Annotated in this window: 27 protein-coding genes and 1 other RNA gene; 13 read left to right on the top strand and 15 right to left on the bottom strand. The window is 58.6% G+C overall.

Features of this window, described 5'->3' with window-relative positions; all coding sequences use genetic code 11:
- Window positions 1-27 precede the first annotated feature (27 nt).
- The 4 genes from V8J84_RS16255 to V8J84_RS16270 all read left to right on the top strand — a co-directional run bounded on the left by V8J84_RS16255 (window position 28) and on the right by V8J84_RS16270 (window position 2,614).
- On the top strand, window positions 28-495 hold the full coding sequence (locus V8J84_RS16255; RefSeq protein ID WP_339933079.1) for a transcriptional repressor: 468 nt from the start codon (window positions 28-30) through the stop codon (window positions 493-495).
- Window positions 492-1,247, top strand: coding sequence for an ATP-binding cassette domain-containing protein (locus V8J84_RS16260; RefSeq protein ID WP_339933081.1), 756 nt, complete (start codon window positions 492-494; stop codon window positions 1,245-1,247). Before V8J84_RS16255 ends, V8J84_RS16260 begins: the two co-directional genes overlap by 4 nt.
- The gene (locus V8J84_RS16265) at window positions 1,247-2,035 is read left to right on the top strand and encodes a metal ABC transporter permease (RefSeq protein WP_339933083.1); all 789 of its coding nucleotides are present in this window, start codon (window positions 1,247-1,249) and stop codon (window positions 2,033-2,035) included. Before V8J84_RS16260 ends, V8J84_RS16265 begins: the two co-directional genes overlap by 1 nt.
- A 99-nt stretch (window positions 2,036-2,134) precedes the next feature.
- Window positions 2,135-2,614 carry a CAP domain-containing protein gene (locus tag V8J84_RS16270; RefSeq protein ID WP_339933085.1) on the top strand — a complete coding sequence of 160 codons (480 nt, stop codon included), beginning with the start codon at window positions 2,135-2,137 and terminating at the stop codon, window positions 2,612-2,614.
- Here V8J84_RS16270 and dtd read toward each other — a convergent pair.
- From dtd to V8J84_RS16340, 14 genes are all read right to left on the bottom strand, one after another.
- Window positions 2,611-3,048, bottom strand: a complete 438-nt coding sequence (dtd, locus tag V8J84_RS16275; RefSeq protein ID WP_339933087.1) for a D-aminoacyl-tRNA deacylase — start codon at window positions 3,046-3,048, stop codon at window positions 2,611-2,613. The two genes, V8J84_RS16270 and dtd, sit on opposite strands and share 4 nt — an antisense overlap.
- Complete coding sequence (locus tag V8J84_RS16280) at window positions 3,045-3,953, bottom strand: carbohydrate kinase family protein (RefSeq protein WP_339933089.1); 909 nt, start codon at window positions 3,951-3,953, stop codon at window positions 3,045-3,047. Before V8J84_RS16280 ends, dtd begins: the two co-directional genes overlap by 4 nt.
- 18 nt (window positions 3,954-3,971) lie before the next feature.
- The gene (locus V8J84_RS16285) at window positions 3,972-5,090 is read right to left on the bottom strand and encodes a TFIIB-type zinc finger domain-containing protein (RefSeq protein ID WP_339933091.1); all 1,119 of its coding nucleotides are present in this window, start codon (window positions 5,088-5,090) and stop codon (window positions 3,972-3,974) included.
- 2 nt (window positions 5,091-5,092) lie between these two features.
- Window positions 5,093-5,515 carry a hypothetical protein gene (locus V8J84_RS16290; protein ID WP_339933093.1) on the bottom strand — a complete coding sequence of 141 codons (423 nt, stop codon included), beginning with the start codon at window positions 5,513-5,515 and terminating at the stop codon, window positions 5,093-5,095.
- The gene (locus V8J84_RS16295) at window positions 5,512-6,063 is read right to left on the bottom strand and encodes a cytochrome b/b6 domain-containing protein (RefSeq protein WP_339933095.1); all 552 of its coding nucleotides are present in this window, start codon (window positions 6,061-6,063) and stop codon (window positions 5,512-5,514) included. The genes V8J84_RS16290 and V8J84_RS16295 overlap by 4 nt, the downstream gene beginning before the upstream one ends.
- Before the next feature lie 46 nt (window positions 6,064-6,109).
- Window positions 6,110-6,532: a hypothetical protein gene (locus V8J84_RS16300; RefSeq protein ID WP_339933097.1), complete on the bottom strand. Its 423-nt coding sequence runs from the start codon at window positions 6,530-6,532 to the stop codon at window positions 6,110-6,112.
- A gap of 34 nt (window positions 6,533-6,566) precedes the next feature.
- The gene (locus tag V8J84_RS16305) at window positions 6,567-7,691 is read right to left on the bottom strand and encodes an SPFH domain-containing protein (RefSeq protein ID WP_339933099.1); all 1,125 of its coding nucleotides are present in this window, start codon (window positions 7,689-7,691) and stop codon (window positions 6,567-6,569) included.
- Between the two features lie 200 nt (window positions 7,692-7,891).
- Entirely contained in the window at window positions 7,892-8,821 is a 930-nt protein-coding gene (locus tag V8J84_RS16310; protein ID WP_339933101.1) for a DUF2927 domain-containing protein, read from the bottom strand.
- A 43-nt stretch (window positions 8,822-8,864) separates the two neighbouring features.
- Entirely contained in the window at window positions 8,865-10,055 is a 1,191-nt protein-coding gene (locus V8J84_RS16315; RefSeq protein ID WP_339933103.1) for a toxic anion resistance protein, read from the bottom strand.
- Window positions 10,056-10,072: 17 nt separating this feature from the next.
- Window positions 10,073-10,963 carry a 5-bromo-4-chloroindolyl phosphate hydrolysis family protein gene (locus V8J84_RS16320; protein ID WP_339933105.1) on the bottom strand — a complete coding sequence of 297 codons (891 nt, stop codon included), beginning with the start codon at window positions 10,961-10,963 and terminating at the stop codon, window positions 10,073-10,075.
- A complete protein-coding gene (locus V8J84_RS16325) occupies window positions 10,963-11,169 on the bottom strand; it encodes a hypothetical protein (protein WP_339933107.1) in 207 nt (68 codons plus the stop codon). The genes V8J84_RS16320 and V8J84_RS16325 overlap by 1 nt, the downstream gene beginning before the upstream one ends.
- Window positions 11,170-11,215: 46 nt before the next feature.
- Window positions 11,216-12,061, bottom strand: coding sequence for a TerC family protein (locus V8J84_RS16330; RefSeq protein ID WP_339933109.1), 846 nt, complete (start codon window positions 12,059-12,061; stop codon window positions 11,216-11,218).
- Between the two features lie 61 nt (window positions 12,062-12,122).
- On the bottom strand, window positions 12,123-12,947 hold the full coding sequence (locus tag V8J84_RS16335) for a pseudouridine synthase (RefSeq protein WP_339933111.1): 825 nt from the start codon (window positions 12,945-12,947) through the stop codon (window positions 12,123-12,125).
- A gap of 11 nt (window positions 12,948-12,958) precedes the next feature.
- On the bottom strand, window positions 12,959-13,741 hold the full coding sequence (locus tag V8J84_RS16340; RefSeq protein ID WP_339933113.1) for a class I SAM-dependent methyltransferase: 783 nt from the start codon (window positions 13,739-13,741) through the stop codon (window positions 12,959-12,961).
- Window positions 13,742-13,850: 109 nt separating this feature from the next.
- Here V8J84_RS16340 and V8J84_RS16345 point away from each other — a divergent pair, with 109 nt between their 5' ends.
- From V8J84_RS16345 to rpmG, 9 genes are all read left to right on the top strand, one after another.
- Window positions 13,851-14,297, top strand: a complete 447-nt coding sequence (locus V8J84_RS16345; protein ID WP_339933115.1) for a nucleoside deaminase — start codon at window positions 13,851-13,853, stop codon at window positions 14,295-14,297.
- A 2-nt stretch (window positions 14,298-14,299) separates the two neighbouring features.
- Window positions 14,300-14,986 (top strand): ceramidase domain-containing protein, encoded by a 687-nt coding sequence (locus tag V8J84_RS16350; RefSeq protein ID WP_339933117.1) that lies wholly within the window; start codon window positions 14,300-14,302, stop codon window positions 14,984-14,986.
- 38 nt (window positions 14,987-15,024) lie between these two features.
- Entirely contained in the window at window positions 15,025-15,312 is a 288-nt protein-coding gene (gene gatC / locus V8J84_RS16355; protein WP_339933119.1) for an Asp-tRNA(Asn)/Glu-tRNA(Gln) amidotransferase subunit GatC, read from the top strand.
- Complete coding sequence (gene gatA, locus V8J84_RS16360) at window positions 15,312-16,784, top strand: Asp-tRNA(Asn)/Glu-tRNA(Gln) amidotransferase subunit GatA (protein ID WP_339933121.1); 1,473 nt, start codon at window positions 15,312-15,314, stop codon at window positions 16,782-16,784. Before gatC ends, gatA begins: the two co-directional genes overlap by 1 nt.
- Window positions 16,785-16,824: 40 nt before the next feature.
- Window positions 16,825-17,586 (top strand): hypothetical protein, encoded by a 762-nt coding sequence (locus V8J84_RS16365; RefSeq protein ID WP_445285986.1) that lies wholly within the window; start codon window positions 16,825-16,827, stop codon window positions 17,584-17,586.
- A gap of 53 nt (window positions 17,587-17,639) precedes the next feature.
- Window positions 17,640-18,260, top strand: coding sequence for an N-acetylmuramoyl-L-alanine amidase (locus tag V8J84_RS16370; protein WP_339933125.1), 621 nt, complete (start codon window positions 17,640-17,642; stop codon window positions 18,258-18,260).
- Between the two features lie 12 nt (window positions 18,261-18,272).
- Window positions 18,273-18,644, top strand: an RNA gene (gene rnpB / locus V8J84_RS16375) — RNase P RNA component class A.
- A gap of 99 nt (window positions 18,645-18,743) precedes the next feature.
- On the top strand, window positions 18,744-19,868 hold the full coding sequence (locus tag V8J84_RS16380) for a Hint domain-containing protein (protein WP_339933127.1): 1,125 nt from the start codon (window positions 18,744-18,746) through the stop codon (window positions 19,866-19,868).
- Window positions 19,869-19,871: 3 nt separating this feature from the next.
- On the top strand, window positions 19,872-20,039 hold the full coding sequence (gene rpmG, locus V8J84_RS16385; protein ID WP_011750518.1) for a 50S ribosomal protein L33: 168 nt from the start codon (window positions 19,872-19,874) through the stop codon (window positions 20,037-20,039).
- 341 nt (window positions 20,040-20,380) lie between these two features.
- Here the strand turns inward: rpmG and V8J84_RS16390 are convergent.
- On the bottom strand, window positions 20,381-20,698 hold a 318-nt coding region (locus tag V8J84_RS16390), incomplete at its 5' end, for a hypothetical protein (RefSeq protein ID WP_339933129.1).

Below are 20,698 nucleotides of genomic sequence, written 5' to 3' on the forward strand. Positions count from 1 at the left end.
TGATGTTATAACATAACAAGGCCGAAAATGTCGGATCATCCAAAAGGTTTCGCGCGCCACGATCATGCGGCGTGTGTGTCGCAGGCATTGGCTGCGGCGGAAGCGGCCTGCGATCAGCGCAAGGTGCAGTTTACGCCTGTACGCCGCCGCACGCTGGAAATTCTGCTGGAAGCGCATGCCGCCCTTGGCGCCTATGATGTTCTGGCGCGGCTTGAGGCGGACGGATTCGGCGATAAGCCACCTGTGGCGTACCGCGCGCTCACATTTCTGGTCGAGCAAGGTTTCGTTCACCGTCTGGAACGGCTCAATGCCTTTGTCGCATGTTCGCATCCTGGCGCAACGCACGATCCGGCCTTCATGATTTGTCGGGGCTGCGGCAAAGTCGCAGAAGCGGTGGCCGCTGATCAGACGTTTGCGGCAGCGACCGGCTTTCACGTGGAACAGACGGTGATTGAGGCCGAAGGTCTTTGCCCTGCCTGTCAGGACGCGCCATGACCCTTTTGTCAGCGCATAATATCGATGTCAGCTTTGGCGGACGGCACGTTTTGCAACGTGTCTCGCTTGATCTGAACGCGGGCGAGATCGTCACGATTGTCGGGCCAAACGGATCGGGCAAATCGACACTTCTGCGTGTTCTTATTGGCGCGCAGACGCCCGGTGCGGGGCAGGTCGCGCGGACCGATGGTTTGCGCATTGGCTATGTTCCGCAAAAGCTGGCGATTGATCCTACTTTACCCATGACAGTGCGGCGGTTTCTGGACCTGCCGGTGAAGGTCAGCCACGCAGATGCCGTTCAGGCGCTGGAAACAGCTGGTTTGCCGGATGTAGGACACCAGCAGATGGCGTCCTTATCAGGTGGCCAGTTTCAGCGCGTCTTGCTGGCGCGCGCCTTGCTGGGCAAGCCACAGGTGCTGATGCTGGACGAGGCGACGCAAGGGCTTGATCAGCCCGGATCAGCAAGCTTTTACCGCCAGATCGAGGCTGTCCGCCGCTCGCTTGGTTGCGCGATCCTGATGGTAAGCCACGAATTACACGTGGTGATGAGCGCGTCTGACCGCGTCATCTGCCTCAATGGTCACGTTTGTTGCGAAGGCACCCCAGAAGTGGTGAGTGCCGCACCTGCCTATCGCGAGCTTTTCGGCACGGGAACAGGCGGCGCGTTGGCACTTTACCGACACGAGCATGACCATTATCACAGCCACGATCACGACCATTCGCACGACCATAAGCACGAGGCCGCCGAGTAATGCTGGATGATTTTCTGGTGCGGGCCGCGCTTGCGGGCCTTGGCACGGCGTTGGCCGCTGGTCTTTTGGGGTGTTTTGTCGTCTGGCGGCGCATGGCCTATTTCGGTGATGCGATGGCCCATGCGGCGGTGCTGGGCGTCGCGCTGTCACTGGGGTTTGAACTGTCGATCTTTGCAGGCGTCATCGTCACAGCGCTTGCCATGGCATTCCTGTTTCTAAGCCTGACAGGGCAGGGCCAATCGGCAGATGCGGCCTTGGGGGTGATTGCGCATGGCGGTCTGGCGCTGGGTCTGGTGGCCGTTGCGCTGATCCCCGGGCAGCGGATCAGCCTTGATTCCTATCTTTTCGGAAGCGTTCTGACGGTCACGCGACTTGATCTGGCGATTATCTGGGGCGGCGCTGTTATCGTGTTGTTTGTGATCTGGCGGCACTGGCAATCCTTGCTCACTGCGACACTGTCCCCCGATCTTGCTTACGCAGCAGGCATCAACCCCCGCCGCGAAGAGCTTGTGCTAACCATGATGCTGGCGCTTGTGGTTGCCGTTGCGATCAAGGTAGTTGGCGCGCTGCTGATCACCGCCCTGCTGATCATTCCGGCCGCAACAGCGCGGACGTTTGCCCGCACGCCAGAGGGCATGGCGATGATCGCTATCGGTATCGGTGGGCTGTCCGCCTTGGGAGGGCTGCAGATGGCGTTGTTGTTGGACACCCCTGTTGGCCCATCCATCGTTTGCGTGGCTGTGGCCTGCTTTATGATCGCGACGATTAGCGGAAAACTGCGCGCATAATCCCTTCAATAGGCAGGCTTTGGCCTGCATTTTGTCCAACGCTTGCCGGGTTTTGCGACCATACCTACCTGTGGGGCGCAACATGGAAAGCAGGATCTGATGAACCGCCTTTTATCCCTGATCGCCGCAGCAGGTATTGGCCTGACTGCAAGTCACGCCGCAGCCTCAAGCAGCTGCACGACGCCGCAGAACGTCAATGATATGGCCAGCGAAATTGCCGCGGGCGTCAACGCGAACCGCGCGGCCCGTGGACTGCAGGCGCTGCAATACAATGCTACGTTGGGGCAGGCCGCGATGAAGCATGCCTGCGATATGTCAGTAAACAATTTCTTCGGGCACAGCGGGTCTGATGGATCATCTGTCGGGCGGCGCGTGCAGGCGGAAGGTTACCGGTCCTGTCTGACGGCTGAAAACCTTGCGTGGGGCTATCCGACCTCTGGCCAGATCATCAGCGGGTGGATGAACTCATCGGGGCATCGCAGCAATATGCTGCTGCGCGATGCGCAGGAAATGGGGATCGGCATCACCCAAGGGCCGCGCGGGCCAAATTGGGTGCTGGTGCTTGCCAAAGGCTGCTAAACGTCCAGCCATAGGGTGACGGGGCCATCATTGGTCAGCGTCACCGCCATATCGGCACCAAATTGTCCTGTCTCAACCGTGATATCCAGTGAACGCACATCTGCGATGAATTGCTGGTAAAGCGCCTCTCCCTCGGCGGGTGGGGCCGCGCTTGAAAAACCGGGGCGATTGCCGCGAGATGTATCACCGGCCAGCGTAAACTGGCTTACGATCAGGGCGCTGCCGCCGGTATCGATAAGCGAGCGGTTCATTTTGCCATCTTCGTCTTTGAAGATGCGCAGTTTGCTGATTTTAGCGGCCAGCTGCTTGGATTTGGCCGCATCGTCGCCCTGCATCGCACACACAAGGATCAGCAGCCCCGCATCAATCTTTCCGATCGTCTGCCCGGCCACATCAACTTGCGCTTCACTGACCCGCTGGATCAGTGCTCTCATACTTCACCGGTCCATGGGGGATTTGCGCCAGCACGGCTGACCGTGACCGCAGCGGCACGTGCGCCAAGGCTAAGCGCTTGCTGTAACTGATCCTCGGTCATCTTATCCAGACCATCCTTGGTCAGCACGCCGGTACGATGCAATCCGGCCAGCAGCCCCGCGTTGAACGTGTCACCAGCGCCGACGGTATCCACGACCTCAACCTTGTCAGCGGCAACAAAGGTGGCACCATTTTTCGTGTATCCGGTCACGCCTTTGGCGCCTTCGGTCACACAGACCAGTTTCACGCCTTCTGCGATCAGGTCCTGTGCCTTTGCGGCCATGTCCGACCCGCCAAGCAGCCATTCCATGTCTTCGTCCGACATTTTCACGATGTCAGCCCGCGCCACCATGCCCCCAACCCGCTTACGATAGACATGTTCGTCTTTGATGAAAGATGGACGAATATTCGGGTCAATCATCGTCACTGCCGTGCCCGCGACCTTTTCCTGCAACGCCTCATAGGTGTTTGCGCAGGGTTCGACGGCAAGTGAAATCCCGCCAAAGAAATACGCATCGGCCTGCACGTCCGGCACTGTGTCCAGCATCCGACCAGCTGTGTTTTCGTCGTAAAAGGCGTAAGTGGCCTGACCGTCGACAAGCTTCACAAAGGCAAGCGTTGTGGGCCTGTCAGAGCGTTCTGCAGGGCTGGCATCAACCTTGGACGCTGCAAGAGCATCAACAAGGATGTCACCAAACAGATCGGTGGAAATGCCGGAAAAGAACTGTGTCGGCACATCTAGCCGCCCCAAGCCGATGGCAGTGTTGAAAACCGCGCCGCCTGCATGGGGCGCATAGGCTGGATTACCTTGCACGGTTTCGCGCGGCAGCATGTCAATCAGGGCTTCGCCCGCACAAAGGATCATGGTTCTGGCTCCGGTCAATTACTGGCTGTTAGCGATAACATACCCCACGCCAGCCGCAATGATGAGACCAATAATGACGGCAAACGAGATTTTCCACTTTGAATAGGGGCGTTCGCCCTGCACGCGGCCTGTGCGACCGTTCACGACAAAGCGAAACGTGCGGCCGCGGTATTTGTAAGCGGCCAGCCAGACGGGCAGTAGGATATGCTTGAACGTCACATCGCTAATCTGGGTTTCCACGTTGCTGACCCGTTGGTCATCCCCGCCAATATCATATTTCACATCCCGCAGGATCATCCGGTCCATATAGGCGCGGGCCTCGGTAAAGCCTTCTGTCAGTTCCACCTGATAGCCCTCGGCGCGAAATCCGGCGAGGTATTCGGGCTTGTAGGGTTCAAGCGCCGACAGGTCCCAAGGCTCAAGACCATCGGTATACTTCTTGGGTAGGCTACGGGACGCCAGCACCAGCACATCATCAAAGAACCGCGCAACGCGGCCCGATACATTCCGCCAGCGGGTTTTGCGCACGCGGATTTGCTGACGCTTGCCATCGCGCATCACCGTGCGCGTTTCATAATAATGCGTGCCACGCGCACCGGAGTAGGCGCTTTTGGTGTCGGCATCAAAGGTCCAGTAGGGAACGTAGATGCCATTCATCTTACGGCCCTTGCGGGCGTATTCGTTCAATCCGTTTGGTGCGAACCACAGGCTGCCCAGCCAATTGATCAGCGCATCACGGGCCTTCTCTTCGTCCTGACTAAAGGGCAGCAGGCCGCGCGGTTTGATATGGCGGTGTGTCCCGGTGTCGGTGACGATTGGTGTGGCACAGAACGGACATTCGGCGGCATGGGTATCGGCGTCAAATTCGGTGCTGGCCCCGCAGTTGGGGCAGGTGATGACGCGGGTTTCCTCGATCTCTTCGTCGGCCAGCCTGTTGGCGACCGCGTCTTTGAAATCCAGCTCGCGAATACCGCCGTTGGGGCTTGTCGCCTCGATCTGTTCGACGTTGCCACAGTGATCGCACAAAAGCTGGTGAGTTTGTGGATCAAACCGCAGATCGGACCCGCAGTTGTTGCAAGGGAAGTGGTGTTCATCCACTGGCGTCACGGTTTGGGTCAAATCGAAGGGATTGGTCATATTTACAGGTGCTTGTGCCAGATGCGAGGTGTGATGGTGCGCAGCGCACCGTCATAAAGCGCCGTGTGGCGCCAAAGCTGAAAAAGTGCGTGAAACATGCCAGCGCCAAACAGGATCAGCAAGGCATACCACGCCAACAGCTGATCGGTATAGCCCAGCAAGGCGGCAGCCTGCGCCGCAATGGTTAGGGCCAAGATGCCGTAAAGCCCGATATGGGCGGGACGGTAGGCCCGTTTCAGCCCGTCGCCCAGCTTCGGTCCCGGACGGGCGAGAGGGCCTTTGACGATTGCAATAACGGTCCAGACCGCTCCGGCGGTGACCAGCGCCCAGCGGATGATTGGATCGCCAGCACTACCTTTCATCATCGCAAGGACAAGCAGGACCACAGACCAGTGAAGAACCATGTTGATCCTGCGACGGGTCATAGAAAACGGTGCAGCGCGCGCGGGGCCATGATCCGCAAGGCGTTGTCATGCAGCCGGACATGGCGCCAGATATGAAAACCTGCATGCCCGATTACAATCGCGGCCAGCAGATAAAATTCGACGATATGGACCTGTCCGACAAGATCATTCATTTCAGGTAATCCCAATGGCATCGCAATAGGAACGATCCCACCGGCCCAAAGTTGCACGGTTGATGTCAATCCAAGCAAAAAACCTGTGACGGCCACACCAAACAGGCCCCAGACCATAACCTTGTGCATGATCTGGTGCAGCCGTCGCAAAGGTGGCGACAGCTTTGGTCCGGCACGTCCGACCAGACCTTTGCGCAGATACATCGCGGTCCAGCCAAGTGCCAGGCTCACAAAGATCAGTCCGAGAACAGAGTGAAGCCTGAACGCCCACGGTCCGATCTTGTTCACATCCGTTGGCGTCACAAAAATGAACCATACGAGCAACGGCAATGTCAGCCAGTGCAGCCATTTGATCGTTGTGCGCCGATGCGGCAGATATGTGCGAAGCTTGGTCATACCCTGATCCACGGGAAACAAGGGCCAAAAGTTTCGCGTGCTTGCCCTAGCCATCTAGATAGGGGCGCAGGATACACGGGAAGTCCAGCGCGCGTCCGTCACCATACGTGCCTTCGCAGAAATAGCTGCCATCGGGCGTCTGGAACAGGTCCACGCATACACCCGACCAGCCGCCGGCTTCTGCCAGACACATGGTGTTGTCCTCAAACCCGGCGATGGTCGTCTCAACGCGCGGTTGCACGCTGCCCACCGGTGCAAGGAAGCTTGCCGAGCCATCCAGCCCAAGCACCAATCCGCGCCCGTTGGGATCAAGCGCCGCAAATGTATCTGCGGTTGGATATTGCTCAACCAAGGCGGCTCTGAGGGCCAGCACATCAACAGGCTCTGCCCCCGCGGGGCGTTCCGAGAACACGCTACGGGTCATGCCCGACAGCGCGTCACATCCTGCCAAAGTCAGGCTAGTCAGCATGATAATCGCAGTTTTGGCCGCCACCGTCATCGGGCTATGCACCCGGCGGCGGTGGCGGCGCCACGGTGAAGATTTGCGCCAGATCGTCGGCATCTTCGGCGCGTTTCCAGCCGTCCTGTCCTTGGGTCCAGACCATCGTGTCGCGTGTGACACTGCCTTCGGTCACCTTGCGGCCCATGGCTGCTTTGGAAAATGGCCCGGTCACAGTGCCAGCATCGGCGATGTGCCAGACATGCTCTGCTGGGGGCGGCGGTGGTGGAGGAGGGGCCATTGCGGGGGCCTGTGGTGCCTGCTGTTGGGCCATGCCCCACGGACCTTGATTGAACATGCCACCCATTTGCATGCCAAGACCTGCACCCATGCCCATGCCCATGGCTTGTCCTGCGGCAGAGCCTTCGGCGGCCATCGCCTCGGCGGCCTTGTATTTCATGTGTTCGTCCAGATCACCGGCAATGCCGCGGCTGGTGCGATCATCCAGTGCCTTTTCCACCGCAGGCGGCAGGCTGATATTCTCGATATAAAGCTCTGGCAGGCTGATGCCGTATTGCCCAATTGTGCCGCTGATAGCTTGCGCAATCAGTTTGCCCACTTCACCGGTGTTGGCGGCCATATCAAGCACCGGAATACCGCTGGCGGCAATCGCGCGAGAAAACTCCTGCACGATGATATTGCGCAGCTGATAGCTGATCTCGTCGGCGGTAAATTCGCCGTCGGTGCCCACGATCTCGCGCATAAAGACCGCGGGATCGGTGACCTTCATGGTGTAGGTGCCATAGGCGCGGATACGGGTCGGCCCGAAATCGGGATCGCGCAGCATGATGGGGTTTTTCGTACCCCACTTCAGATCACCAAAACGGGTGGTGTTGACGAAGTAGATCTCGGATTTGAACGGGCTTTTGAAGCCATGATCCCAGTGTTGCAGGGTCGTCATGATCGGCATGTTGTTTGTTTCGAGCATGTAAAGACCTGGCGTGAACACATCTGCCAGCTGGCCTTCGTGCACGAACACAGCCGCTTGCCCTTCACGCACAGTCAGTTTGGCCCCGTATTTAATCTCGTGGCCATGTCGTTCAAAGCGCCAGACCATGGTGTCCTGCGTGTCGTCGGTCCAGTGGATGACGTCGATGAACTGGCCGGAGAGAAAGTCGAGAATGCCCATGTGCGGCCTCCTGAATTTTGCGTTGATGTCAGGCTAAGTGACGATGCGGAAGGGTGCAAGGTCATGGTGGCCCGACCTTGTCGTGCCCAATTTGGTTGCGCTCGCTTTGCGATCGCCGGAGGGAGGTGGCCGTTCCGGCCACGTGGAGGTTTTACCTCCACACCTCCAAAGTGTTTTCGTCCAAAAGAAGGGTGGCGGCGCTAGCTGGGGCCATCATCGAGGTATTCTGACGCGATGACCCGCGCAATCGGGGCGGCTTCTGCTGGTGCCATGCCGGTTGTCAGGCGGGGGTCGTAGAGCATTTTGAGCAGCAGTTCGTCATGAGTTGTGAGCAGGCCGAATTCCTCGTCATCATTAAAAATCGATGGGCGGGCCTGCGGGCTGTCATTGGCAAGGCCAAGACCCTGCGCCAGTTCTTCGTGGAAGCATGATGTGCGCAACAAGTCGGGGTGTTCGCCGCGAATAAGCGCGATCGCCTTTGAATAGCTGGCGCTGCCACCTTCGGAAAAGGCGATGACGATGCAAAGCTGTTCGCGTGGTAGGTTCATGATGGCGCGCAGGCTGCTGGATGCGATGCCCGGCACCAGTTCCTGCAAACGTTCACGGTAGCCAAGCCTGTCGTCCTCGTTCAGCACCAGCACGTGAAAGTTCGGATCGGCCTCTGTCTGTGTGATCGAAAGGCCGGTGATCCGCGACAAGCGGTTTGCGTAGGCGCTGACCGTGTTGCGATCTTCAAGGCGCTGGTCTTCGGGGATCGACGCGCCAAACTCCAATGCCATGCGCACCGGCTGATCCCAGCGGCGCAGGCGCGAAACGGTGGCTTGCGGGCGCAGCACGTCGCCGTCAGTTACATATTCATCAAATAGCGCGATGCGGACAAAATTGCGGGCCAGAACTGTGTCTGTGAACGGTGTATCCGGCCCGCCGCCATCGCCGCGCAACAGGCCTTGGGTCAGCAGATCGTTTTGCAGACGGCGGTAATAGACCGACAGCGCCTGACTTTCTGGTCCGGTTTCTGTAATGACGGGCTCGGGCGGCTCTGGCGGTGGGGCAGGAATATCCGGCACCGGTGGCGGAGGTAGATCAACGGCGACGGGTTCGGTGCAGGCCACGGCAAACGGCAGGGCCATTAACCCTGCAACGCGTGCGATAAGGCCTGTCACCCGCACTATTTTAAGCGCCAGCAGCCGTGCCGACGTTGTCGCCGCTGCCGGTTTTGCGGGCTTTGGCTGAGGCCAGCGTCTCTTTGAGTTCGCTTTCCATCTTTTGCAGTTCCTGCTCGGCCTCGGCGCGCTTGCGCTTGCCCTCGTCGGCGATCTCAAGGCTTTCGTTAATCGTGGCGATCAGGTTTTGATTGGCCTCTTTCACTGCGTTGATGTCAAACACGCCGCGTTCCATTTCCTGACGGATCACCTTGTTGGCGTCGCGCAGGTTCTTGGCGTTGGCGGTGAGCAGTTCGTTGGTCAGATCGTTGGCACCGCGGACGGCCTCTGCGGCTTCGGCGCTGCGCTGGATCGTGACGGCTTGTGCCAGTTGCGTTTCCCAAAGCGGCACCGTGTTCACCAGTGTCGAGTTGATCTTGGTCACCAGCGATTTGTCGTTTTCCTGCACCAAGCGGATCGAAGGCAGCGACTGCATCGTTACCTGACGGGTGAGTTTCAGATCATGCACACGGCGTTCCAGATCGTCACGCGCGGCGCGGATATCGCGCAATTCCTGCGCTTTCATCACCGCATCATCCTCGGGTGCGGCTTGCACTTCGGCCTCTTTGGCGGGGATGGTCGTACCATCAAGCTCTGCCAACTTTGCCTCACCGGCAGCGATATACAACGCCAGTTCGTCGTAGAAGGACAGTGTCTTGTCATAAAGCACATCAAGGCTTTCGATGTCTTTCAGCAGCACCGTTTCATGGCGCAGCAGGTCATCGCTGATCTTATCGATCTGGTCCTGAACGCCCTCGAAGCGGGCGACAAACTTCGCCATCGGGGCTGCGCGCCCAAGCAGGCGTTCCCACCATGACCGTTTGCGGCGCACGTCCAGTTCACTGACCGAAAAGCCGCGAATTGTGCTGACGATATTGCGCAGGCTGTCACCGGCGGGACCGACATCCTTGTTGCGCACACCGGCGAGCATGGATTGTGAGATGACCTGCAATTCAGCCTGTGCGTTTGATCCGAACGACACGATGGATTGTGTATCGGTCATGTCGATCTCGGACATACGGCGCGCGATTTCGGCGCTGGTCGGTTGATCGGCGGCCTCGAGCGCAACCACTTCGTTTTTGGGTTCCGGCAGCACGACGGCTGTCACTTTTTCGACGTCAGCCAGTGTCGCGGCTGCTTTTTGCTGGATCGTTTCAGACATTAATTGTGTCCCCCTGATTATACGTTTGGCTTAACGCCTTCGCGCTGCAATCTGTCGCGCAGCACCTTGATTTCGATGTCCATGTCGGTGCGGTCGTCCGACAAAAGCTTTTCGGTCCGCGCGGCAAAATTGTTTTCCAGATCGGTCAGCAACGCCTCATAGTTTTCACGGGCAACCGGATCGGGCTTGCGACGGACCAGATCGACGAATTTGATCGTCGCATCCTTTGCGCCTTCCAGATAAACCGACAGAAACTTGCGCGCGCTTGTCAGATCGCGCGGGTCTTCTTCGACGGTGCGGATCATTTTGCGGGCGATAGCCTGAAACGCCAGTACACGGCTTTGCAACGGACGATCGCCTAATGCTTCGATCTGGCTTTTCATGACGGCCAGATGGGCCTCGGCCTGATCGACAACGCGGGCGACGCGGTCTTGCTGGAAGGTATCGACACCTTCCATCCGTTTGTCGGTTAGCGGGTCGATGCCAAAGGCTGTGACATGCAGTGCAGAAGCAATCGCACCATAAAGCACAGAGCCGATCAGCCCGCTATCGCCGGTATAGGCGGAAATGGCGATGCCGATCCCGGTCAGTGCGGAGGCAAACATCTTGCGAGGGATGGCAGGTTTGCGGGCCACTTTGCGGGCGTCATAGGCTGCGGCGGCGCGCAGTCCGTCGCGCAAAAGCCATGCGGCCAGTGTCAGAACTGCCGCCCCAACCACCGCAAGGCCAAGCGTGACCGGTCCGTCATTGATGGATGTGAACAGCACGATGACCGCAGGCACAAACAAAACGGTAGCGCGCGCGCCCGCAGCATCGACGACGCGTTCGTCCACGGCCGCTTCGCGGATTGCATCGCCACCCTGCGTCGTACCGTCGGGGCTGAATTTCCCGCCAAAGCGTTTGGCCATCAGCTTGCCCCTAACCAGCCGGAGACAACCCCGAACATCAGGATAATCAGGGCAACATAGGCAATCCGGCGCACAGTATCAGGCATGGTATCCTCTTGCGTAGCATTGGCGACCTGACCTGCCGCTGATTTGACTGCGCGGGTCACTGACATCACCGCGATTGCGGCAACGACAACGAACAGGACAATCAAGATCAAACGAAACATGCAGGTCAGCCTTCCATAACGTCAATCTATGCACAGGCGCGCACGATTACGAGTGCTTCTGAAGCGCCTCGCGTTCTGCGTTCAGTTTGCGTGAATAGCCCGATTGCAGGATTTCCACGGCAAACAGCACGATGACAGAGAAGTAGAAGGTCGTTTTGGACATCGGGATGACTTCGCGACCAAAGACCTTGAGCGCCAAATCCTTGGCTTCCTCATGCGGAACGCCCATCGCCTCAACACCGTGCACGGCGGCCTGACCGGCCTCACCAAGCAGGACCACGCCGACGATCAGCAGGATAAAGAGGCCAAGCACCTCGTACATGCGGTTCTTCTGCAAGAAAACGGTCACGCCGTCCGCCAGCAGGATCATGGCCAGACCGGACAGCAGGATTGCTGTCGCAAGGATCGGGAAGACGTCTGTGATCGCAATGGCCGAAAGCACAGAATCGAACGAAAAGATCAGGTTCATAAAGACAATCAGCAGCACAACCTGTGTCGCGGATTTGCCCGATTTGCCTTCCACGTCGTGATCGAGGTGATCAATCGACAGCATGTGGCGGATTTCTTTGACCGCAGTGTAGATGATGAATGCACCGCCGAAGAGGAACACGCAGGTCGCAAAGTTCACGCCGCCGGTCAGGACACCGTCCCAATCAAAGACGTAGAACGGCTCGGACAAGGCGTCGATCAAGCGGACCATGACGAACAAAAGCACGATCCGCAGCGCCACGGCGATGCCGATACCCCACATGCGCACCTTGCGTTGGCTGGCAACGGGCGCGCGTTGGCTTTCAATCGAGATGTAAAGAAGGTTGTCGAAGCCCAGAACCGCTTGCAAAAAGCACAGCATCAGCAGGTTCAAGAGGTTCTCGGCGGTCAGAAGGTCCATCATGGCGGCATCCTTGGTATTGTGTTGGTCTTACCATGCACAACGCCGCAGGCGCGACAAGGGTTCACCGCCGTGTGGTTTTCCCCGTAGGTCGGGGCTTGCCAGCCTTGCGCACGGGTCGATTGACCGTGCGTTTGCCCGATTGTTCGGGCTTGGCGATCCCCAGCTGGTCCCGCACGACCTTTTGCTTGATCTCTTCCACTTCGCCCGCTGCAAGCGCACCAAGCTGGAACGGACCGTAGGAGACGCGGATCAGGCGGTTCACGGTCACACCAATCGCTTCCATGGTGCGGCGGATTTCGCGGTTTTTGCCTTCGCGGATACTGACAGTCAGCCATGCATTGGCACCTTGCTGGCGGTCAAACGTCACGATCATCGGCTGGTAGTTCACGCCGTCTACGGTGATCCCGTTGCGCAGTTGGTCCAATTTGGCCTCTGACACCGATCCGTTAATCCGCACGCGGTAGCGCCGCAGCCATCCGGTGCTGGGCAGTTCCAACTTGCGCTTCACCCCGCCGTCATTGGTCAACAGCAAAAGGCCCTCGGAATTGATATCAAGCCGCCCGATGGACATTACGCGCGGCAATTCCTCGGGCAGGGAGGCAAAGACCGTAGGCCGGTCGCGCTCATCCTTTTCGGACGTCACAAGGCCCGCGGGTTTGTGGTAAAGCCACATGCGCGGCGGCTCGGGGTCGCGCACAGCCTTGCCGTCCACCACGATCCTGTCAGCGGCGGTCACGTTCAGCGCGGGAGAGGTAATGACCTTGCCATTCACACTGACACGGCCTTCCTCGATCATGCGCTCGGCTTCGCGCCTGCTGGCGATACCTGCACGAGACAGGGTTTTGGCGATCCGGTCGCCATCGGGTGTTTTAGGTGTGTCTGACATAGCAACAGCCTTTAGGCGCTTGGCTCTGGCAGCGCAATCGGCTTGTGACCTGCCACAGATGTCGCGCAGCCGAAGAAGTGCTTTTTGTAGGTCACCCGCAATCCTTGGGCCCGCAAGGCTTCGGCCATGTGGCTGCAATCCCCGAAATTACGCGTGTAGGTCCCGATCATGCTAAAATCCTGCGCGCCTTTCAGAAATATCCGCTCAATCAGCGGTAAGATGCGGTCGAGATAGGCGCGATATAACGGTCGCAATAACCAGCCTTTGGGATCAGAGGCCTCAATCAAGGCAAAGCTGCCACCCGGTTGTAAAAGCCGTGCAATCTGTGCGGCCAAAGTCTCCTGTTGCTGCGGCGAGAAGGTCTTCAGCCCAAAGCTTGATACCACCATGTCGGCGATCCCTGCAGGTAGGTCTGTTTCAAGCGCGTTGGCTGCAATATGGCGAATTTTGCCAGCGGTTTGGCCGTGCAGCCGTTTGACCGCCTCGTCATGCATGCGGCGGGAGATATCAATGGCAGTGATCCTCAAATGCGAATCCCACGCCAGCAGATGCGGCCAGATCTCTCCTGTGCCGGCCATCAGATCAACGACTTGCGTGGCACCCGGACCGGGGGGCGTAACCTGACCGTCGGCGATCCGCGCCGCCCCTCTTTGCCCCATCACCCGTGACACGCATTGACGCCGCCACAGCCAGATAAACCCGAATGAGCTGACAGCAGACCATGTCCGGTAGCGTTTTGAACAGCGGTCGAACAAGGCTGCAACGTATTGCGGATCGTAGATATCTTGCGTCATGCCCACACGCTAGGCGCGCTTGTCTCGGGTCGCAATCCCAACGTCGAAACTGGTGCCATTTCAACGTACAGACTTGCCCCTGATCGGGAAACTCTGCCAAGGAAGGTCTATGACGTTTCGCAGTTACATGGATGCCGCACTGCAAGAGGCCCGCGCCGCCGCCGCTGCGGGAGAGGTGCCGGTGGGGGCTGTGATCGTGCAGGGTGACCAGATTATCGCACGTGGGCGAAACCGCACACGCGCCGACAATGACCCCACAGCCCACGCCGAGATTGTGGCCATTCGTGCGGCTTGCGCTGCTTTGGGGCAGGAACGGCTGAGCGGCGTTGATCTTTATGTGACGCTTGAACCATGCCCGATGTGTGCCGCAGCCATCAGCAATGCGCGTATCGCGCGGCTTTATTACGGAGCCGCTGATCCAAAATCGGGTGGCGTGGCCCAAGGCCCGCAGGTCTTTGCGCATCCGCAGTGCCACCATGTGCCAGAGATATATGACGGGATTGCTGCCAGCGCGTCGGCTGACCTCTTGCGCGATTTTTTCGCAAGGCGGCGCTGAATATGGAGATCGACTGGACCCGCCAGATCGACGGCTATTGCGAACGTCTGACGCCAGCGTTCTGGGCCGAACCGATTAACGCGGTCACCAATGCGGCCTTTATTATCGCGGCGATCATTATGTTGCTGCGGGTGCGTGGCAATCCGATGGCGCAACTGCTTTCCGTCATTATGCTGTGCATCGGCATTGGCAGTTTCCTATTCCACACGGTTGCCACTGCATGGGCGGCCTTGGCCGATACAGCGCCGATTGGCATCTTTATTTTGGTCTATCTCTACGCCGTTACCCGCACCATGCTGGGTTTTGGCCGACTGTGGTCGCTGGCTATCACGGCGCTTTTCATTCCATTCGCAGCGGTGGTTGTGCCGCTGGTCAGCACCGTGCCGTTTCTGGCAATTTCAGGGTTTTACTGGACCGTGCCGATATTGCTGGTGATTTATGCTGTCATCATCCGACGTCAGTATCCGCAAGCCGCCCGCGGTTTTGTCATCGGTGCTGCTCTTCTCAGCGTGTCGATTATCGCCCGGTCATTGGACGAAGTGCTGTGTGATAGCCTACCGATTGGCACGCATTTCCTGTGGCACTGTCTGAACGCCGTCATGCTGGCCTACATGATCCATGTCTATCATCGGCATTGGCAATCACACGGGCGTGCGCATGTGCTTGCGGCTGGACGGACAGGGCGGTAAACGCGGAACAAACGACCCAAAGATTGCCGGAGACACATATGTCCATCGACACCGAAACCGCCCGCCGCGTGGCCAAGCTGGCCCGCATCAAGGTTGAGGATGACGCGCTGCCTGCGCTGGCCTCTGAATTCAGCGCGATCCTTGGGTTTATCGAGCAGTTGAACGAGGTTGATGTCGAGGGCGTGGAGCCGATGACATCCGTTACCCCGCAACGTTTGAAGCGTCGTGATGATGTTGTCACCGATGGCAATCAGCCCGAAGCTGTTTTGAAGAACGCGCCCGACGCGCGTGAAGGATTTTTTGCCGTGCCGAAGGTGGTTGAATAATGACTGATCTGTCCAAACTCACCATCGCCTCGGCCCGCGATGCGATGCGCAAAGGCGATGTGTCGTCCGCTGAACTCACCCAGTCCTATCTGACCGCGATTGAAGGGGCAGGGGCGCTGAATGCTTTTGTCCACCACACGCCCGATATTGCGATGGATCAGGCCAAGGCCGCTGATAATCGGATCAAGTCCGGTGATGCGCCCGCGATGTGCGGCATTCCTTTGGGCATCAAGGATTTGTTTTGCACCAAGGGCGTCGCCTCGCAGGCGGCATCTGGTATCCTTGAGGGGTTCAAGCCGGAATACGAATCAACCGTGACAACGCAGCTCTTTGATGCGGGTGCTGTCATGCTGGGCAAGCTGAACATGGACGAATTCGCCATGGGCTCGTCCAACGAAACATCTGTCTACGGGAACGTCGTGAACCCATGGAAGGTTGATAATGACCTGACACCGGGCGGCTCGTCCGGCGGGTCTGCCGCCGCTGTTGCCGCCGATCTGTGTTTGGGCGCGACAGGCACCGACACAGGCGGATCAATCCGCCAGCCTGCTGCTTTCACTGGTATCACGGGCGTGAAGCCGACCTATGGCCGTGTCAGCCGTTGGGGTGTGGTGGCCTTTGCCTCCTCGCTCGATCAGGCAGGTCCGATGACCAAAGACGTGCGCGACAGTGCGATCATGTTGCAGGCCATGTGCGGCCACGACATGAAAGACAGCACCAGCGCCGATTTGCCGGTGCCGGATTTTGAGGCGGCGCTGACCGGTGACATCAAAGGCAAGGTCATTGGTATCCCGCGCGAATACACCATCGACGGTATGCCCGCCGAGATTGAAAAGCTCTGGGCCGATGGCAAAGACATGCTGCGCGATGCAGGCGCTGAAATCCGCGATATCACACTGCCGCACACCAAATACGCGCTGCCAGCCTACTATGTGATTGCCCCCGCCGAGGCGTCATCGAATCTTGCGCGCTATGACGGGGTGCGCTTTGGCCACCGTGCCAAGCTTGAGGCAGGCGACGGCATCACCGAGATGTACGAGAAAACCCGCGCCGAAGGCTTCGGCGCCGAGGTGCAGCGCCGCGTGATGGTTGGCACTTATGTGCTGTCTGCCGGATTCTATGACGCCTATTACAACCGCGCCCGCAAGGTCCGCGCGTTGATCAAGCGTGACTTTGAAACCGTGTTCGCCGATGGCGTTGACGCGATCCTGACACCTGCGACACCTTCTGCAGCATTTGAGTTGGGTGCGAACCTTGATCCGATCCAGATGTATCTCAACGACGTGTTTACCGTGACAGTGAACCTTGCCGGTCTTCCCGGCGTCGCTGTCCCAGCCGGTTTGGACGCCAAGGGTCTGCCACTTGGCCTGCAACTGATCGGGCGTCCGTGGGAAGAGGCTGACTTGCTGAACGTTGCCTATACACTGGAACGTGCGGCAGGTTTTGTAGCCAAACCGCAAAAGTGGTGGTAAAGGCGGCGCAACTTTGGCCGTAAGCTGACAGGATATGACTGTGAGAAAGATCGTCGGACCCGCTATGATCACTGCGCTGGTAGCAGCCTGCGCCCAGCCTGTTCCCGATAGCGGAGCAGGGGTTGGCTTCCGTGACTATGCTCAATACGAGCTTGAGCGGGCACAGCGCGAGGCGGCCTTGACCGGCAACGGCAGCACGACATTCGGTGCGCCTGCACCGGTTTCAACTGGTCCCCTTTCCGCCATTCCTCCAGCGGCGACACCGCCTGCAAATGGCGGTATTGCCAGCAGTGAACTGGCGCAGGCCGGCATCGGCGTGCAAGCTCCGGTCACGTCAGGTCCTTTGAACGCGACCGCACCACAGCCTGCCGCCGCGCCAACGGCTGCCGATCTGAACCTCGCCAACAACCCTGGCATTTCGGACGAGCAGAACTTTGATGCAGTTTCTGGCCGAGAGACAATCGAAAGCGATGCAGAACGCCGCGCCGCCCAAGCGGCTGAGCTGATCGTCGTTGATCCCGTGCCACTTCCTGCACAACGTGCAGATACAGGCGTGAATATCGTGCAATATGCGCTGAACGCACCCAACGTGCGTGGTCAGGAGTGGTATTCGCGGTCGATCCTGTCGGGCGATACGCGGTTCCAGCGCAACTGTGCCACCTACAACAACCCGGATGCGGCGCAGCGTGATTTCCTGTCGCGTGGTGGGCCAGACCGCGATCCCCGCGGGATTGATCCTGATGGCGACGGCTTTGCCTGTGGCTGGGATCCGGCCCCGTTCAAACTGGCCGCTGGCAACTGATCGCGCATCTCTCCCCAAACTTCGGCCCGCGCAAAAATGGCGCGCAGCCTGATATGGTGGTGATCCATTATACCGCGATGCAATCGGCCAAGGCCGCCTGCGATACCCTGTGTAATCCCGACAACGAAGTGTCCGCGCATTACCTGATTGGCGAGGACGGCAGCCTGTTCAATCTTGTGCCCGAAGATCAGCGCGCATGGCACGCCGGTGCAGGGCGCTGGGGCGATGTGACCGATATCAACAGCCGCTCGATCGGAATCGAGCTGGCCAACACAGGGTTTGCCCCATTTGCGGCCCCGCTGATGGACACGCTTGAGGCGGTGTTGGGTGATATTCTCCAACGTCACGCGATCCCTGTGCAGCGCGTGATCGGACATTCCGACATGGCGCCGGGTCGCAAGATTGACCCGGGCCCGCGATTTGACTGGCGCCGCTTGGCACGCAGCGGGCTTGCCATCTGGCCTGATCCGCAAGACAGCGCGCCGCCCTCGGATTTCCGCACGCTCATGCAAACTGTCGGCTATTCCGCAGATGTTGAGGATGATGTGCTATTGTCTGCGCTGCGGTTGCGGTTTCGCCCGCGCAAAACCGGACAGTTGGATGAAACCGATATGGCAATCATCACTGATCTGGCGCGCCGCTTTCCCGTTGACGCAACCGCACCCACCGCTTAGGCCACGGCTTGCGCGGATGGCTGGACGGCCGCGGGCTGGCAACAGGTCGAGGAAAGTCCGGACTCCACAAAACACGGTGCCGGGTAACGCCCGGCGGGGGCAACCCCAGGGAAAGCGCCACAGAGAACAGACTACCTTGCATGCAGGGTAAAGGTGAAACGGTGGGGTAAGAGCCCACCGCGCGTGTGGCAACACAGGCGGCATGGCAAGCCCCACCGGGAGCAATGCCAAATAGGGATCGCGCGTCGCAAGACAGGGGTGTTTGCCCCGAGCAGATCCGGGTTGGCAGCTAGAGGCGCGTTGGCAACAGCGCGTCCAGATGAATGGTCGTCTCGGGCAGCATGCTGCCTACGACAGAATCCGGCTTACAGGCCATCCGCGCATTTTCTTGCTTTCTTAACCGAAAATCCGGCGATTTGAAGTTTCACCACCTGTTAATCGCCCACCCGTCACACCTGTGCGCAATGCGAACGGAGGCATGCGATGGCAGATAGCGACAACGACGACACGATCATGGGAACTTCGGGGTCTGACACGCTGCGCGGTGGCGATGGAAACGATAGCATTGACGGCGGGCGTGGCAACGACACGATTTTTGGCGATGATGGTGATGACACCATTTCAGGCGGGGCCGGTGATGACGTCATCGTAGGCGGGCGTGGCAATGATACGCTTTCCGCAGGTCAGAACTCGACCACCGACACGTTTGTAATTCGTGACGGCGATGGCAACGATACGATCACCGACTTTGACCCGTTCGAGCCTGACATTATCGCCTTCAACATGTCCGAGATCACATCGTTTCAGGATGTGATTGACCGGATGTCTATGGATGGCGCGGACACGGTCATTACTTATGACAACGGGTCAACAACACGGCTTATCAATGTGGATATGGCCGATCTGTCGTCGACCAACTTCACCACGTTTTCCGGGCCGGTGTGTCTTCACAAAGGGGCGTTGATCGCCACGCCGGACGGCGATTGCCCGATCGAGGATCTCGTGCCGGGTGATATGGTCCTGACACGCGATCACGGTCCGCAACCGGTAGCGCATGTGCTGTGTGAAAGGTTCACCTTTCTGGGCACGGACGACCGCGCCAAACCTATCTTGATTCGTGCAGGCGCATTGGGGGCGGGTATGCCAACGTCCGATCTTGTGGTGTCGCCGCAGCACCGGATTCTGTTGCATGCCGCAGATGACGGGCGCGAAATCCTTGTCGCCGCGACTAAGCTGACACGGCGACGCGGGATCAGGCGCATGGCGGGGCGTCGCACCGTCGTCTACTTTAACCTTGTCCTTGCCCGCCACGAAATCATCACGGCTAACGGATGTCCTGTGGAAACCATGTTGATCACGGCTTTCACCCGGTTGCGTTTGGCTGCACACGGTATATTCGTCAGTCCGACGGATGGTCTGATGCAACCCGCACGTCCCATTGCAGCCCGCGATCCGCAAATGGTCATCCGGCGCTGTTCCGCACCAATCTCGAAGCCGCACCGCTCAGATGTCGGTTTGCAGTTGACTCGCCCCCGTACCGCAGTAAAAGGCGGCTTCAACATTCAAACGCGTAAGGCCGATGACGGCCCGCATGAGCTGGAGAGATGAGACATGGCGAAGCCTACCACCATCAAGATCCGCCTGAACTCCACCGCGGGGACCGGGCACTTCTACGTGACCAAGAAAAACGCACGTACCATGACCGAGAAGATGACGGTCAACAAGTACGACCCCGTTGTGCGCAAGCACGTGGAATATAAGGAAGGCAAGATCAAGTAATTGATCGCCTGACTGAAAGAATGTAAGAGCCGCGCTGACCAGCGCGGCTTTTTGCATTTCGGGGAAGCGAGTGTGGAAGCCGTGGAAAGTGTGATAGCGGGGCAGGGCGGGCCGCGCGTGCTTGGGCAGCATGGATTCTATGTGCGATCAAAGCGATTCCACGCTGATCTGCGGCATTACCTGACAATCTTCCTACAAGAGGCGTGAAATACAGGCAGAGTTCTGCGTCTTTGCCTCCGCGCTCCCCAAAGACTCACCTCATAATGGCTGCGAGTCTGCTCAAAATGCGGATTGATGCGATAAATTCTGGGGATAAGTCGCCAGAACGGCGGGAGTTTTGGTCAGACCGACGCTCGAATTATCAGCTGAATGATGGGAAAACGCATAAAAACCAGTAGGTTGCGTGAATTTTTGATTTTCTGGACAAGAAATTCAAAAAAGCGCTTGCGGCCCCCCTGCGTTAGTCTTAGAACCCCCTTCACCGGCAACGCAGTAATGCACACCGGGGCAGCGGACGGATCGAAGCGGAGACGCGGAGGACCTGAAGTTGGATAAGAATTCAGAGGTATTTCAGGCGGGGCGCGCCAGAGTTTAGGGCGCATCTGGTTTGTTTTTGTCTCTACGCTTTTTGACATTGATGATATCTGAAGAGATATGTG

This window comes from Yoonia sp. 208BN28-4 (genome assembly GCF_037543925.1).
Classification (GTDB): Bacteria; Pseudomonadota; Alphaproteobacteria; order Rhodobacterales; family Rhodobacteraceae; genus Yoonia.

Excerpts from the sequence above, each read along its gene's own strand:
- V8J84_RS16255 (WP_339933079.1), top strand. The coding sequence starts at position 28 with ATGTCGGATCATCCAAAAGGTTTCGCGCGCCACGATCATGCGGCGTGT.
- V8J84_RS16260 (WP_339933081.1), top strand. The coding sequence starts at position 492 with ATGACCCTTTTGTCAGCGCATAATATCGATGTCAGCTTTGGCGGACGG.
- V8J84_RS16265 (WP_339933083.1), top strand. The coding sequence starts at position 1,247 with ATGCTGGATGATTTTCTGGTGCGGGCCGCGCTTGCGGGCCTTGGCACG.
- V8J84_RS16270 (WP_339933085.1), top strand. The coding sequence starts at position 2,135 with ATGAACCGCCTTTTATCCCTGATCGCCGCAGCAGGTATTGGCCTGACT.
- dtd (WP_339933087.1), bottom strand. The coding sequence starts at position 3,048 with ATGAGAGCACTGATCCAGCGGGTCAGTGAAGCGCAAGTTGATGTGGCC.
- V8J84_RS16280 (WP_339933089.1), bottom strand. The coding sequence starts at position 3,953 with ATGATCCTTTGTGCGGGCGAAGCCCTGATTGACATGCTGCCGCGCGAA.
- V8J84_RS16285 (WP_339933091.1), bottom strand. The coding sequence starts at position 5,090 with ATGACCAATCCCTTCGATTTGACCCAAACCGTGACGCCAGTGGATGAA.
- V8J84_RS16290 (WP_339933093.1), bottom strand. The coding sequence starts at position 5,515 with ATGACCCGTCGCAGGATCAACATGGTTCTTCACTGGTCTGTGGTCCTG.
- V8J84_RS16295 (WP_339933095.1), bottom strand. The coding sequence starts at position 6,063 with ATGACCAAGCTTCGCACATATCTGCCGCATCGGCGCACAACGATCAAA.
- V8J84_RS16300 (WP_339933097.1), bottom strand. The coding sequence starts at position 6,532 with ATGCTGACTAGCCTGACTTTGGCAGGATGTGACGCGCTGTCGGGCATG.
- V8J84_RS16305 (WP_339933099.1), bottom strand. The coding sequence starts at position 7,691 with ATGGGCATTCTCGACTTTCTCTCCGGCCAGTTCATCGACGTCATCCAC.
- V8J84_RS16310 (WP_339933101.1), bottom strand. The coding sequence starts at position 8,821 with ATGGCCCTGCCGTTTGCCGTGGCCTGCACCGAACCCGTCGCCGTTGAT.
- V8J84_RS16315 (WP_339933103.1), bottom strand. The coding sequence starts at position 10,055 with ATGTCTGAAACGATCCAGCAAAAAGCAGCCGCGACACTGGCTGACGTC.
- V8J84_RS16320 (WP_339933105.1), bottom strand. The coding sequence starts at position 10,963 with ATGGCCAAACGCTTTGGCGGGAAATTCAGCCCCGACGGTACGACGCAG.
- V8J84_RS16325 (WP_339933107.1), bottom strand. The coding sequence starts at position 11,169 with ATGTTTCGTTTGATCTTGATTGTCCTGTTCGTTGTCGTTGCCGCAATC.
- V8J84_RS16330 (WP_339933109.1), bottom strand. The coding sequence starts at position 12,061 with ATGATGGACCTTCTGACCGCCGAGAACCTCTTGAACCTGCTGATGCTG.
- V8J84_RS16335 (WP_339933111.1), bottom strand. The coding sequence starts at position 12,947 with ATGTCAGACACACCTAAAACACCCGATGGCGACCGGATCGCCAAAACC.
- V8J84_RS16340 (WP_339933113.1), bottom strand. The coding sequence starts at position 13,741 with ATGACGCAAGATATCTACGATCCGCAATACGTTGCAGCCTTGTTCGAC.
- V8J84_RS16345 (WP_339933115.1), top strand. The coding sequence starts at position 13,851 with ATGACGTTTCGCAGTTACATGGATGCCGCACTGCAAGAGGCCCGCGCC.
- V8J84_RS16350 (WP_339933117.1), top strand. The coding sequence starts at position 14,300 with ATGGAGATCGACTGGACCCGCCAGATCGACGGCTATTGCGAACGTCTG.
- gatC (WP_339933119.1), top strand. The coding sequence starts at position 15,025 with ATGTCCATCGACACCGAAACCGCCCGCCGCGTGGCCAAGCTGGCCCGC.
- gatA (WP_339933121.1), top strand. The coding sequence starts at position 15,312 with ATGACTGATCTGTCCAAACTCACCATCGCCTCGGCCCGCGATGCGATG.
- V8J84_RS16370 (WP_339933125.1), top strand. The coding sequence starts at position 17,640 with ATGGTGGTGATCCATTATACCGCGATGCAATCGGCCAAGGCCGCCTGC.
- V8J84_RS16380 (WP_339933127.1), top strand. The coding sequence starts at position 18,744 with ATGGCAGATAGCGACAACGACGACACGATCATGGGAACTTCGGGGTCT.
- rpmG (WP_011750518.1), top strand. The coding sequence starts at position 19,872 with ATGGCGAAGCCTACCACCATCAAGATCCGCCTGAACTCCACCGCGGGG.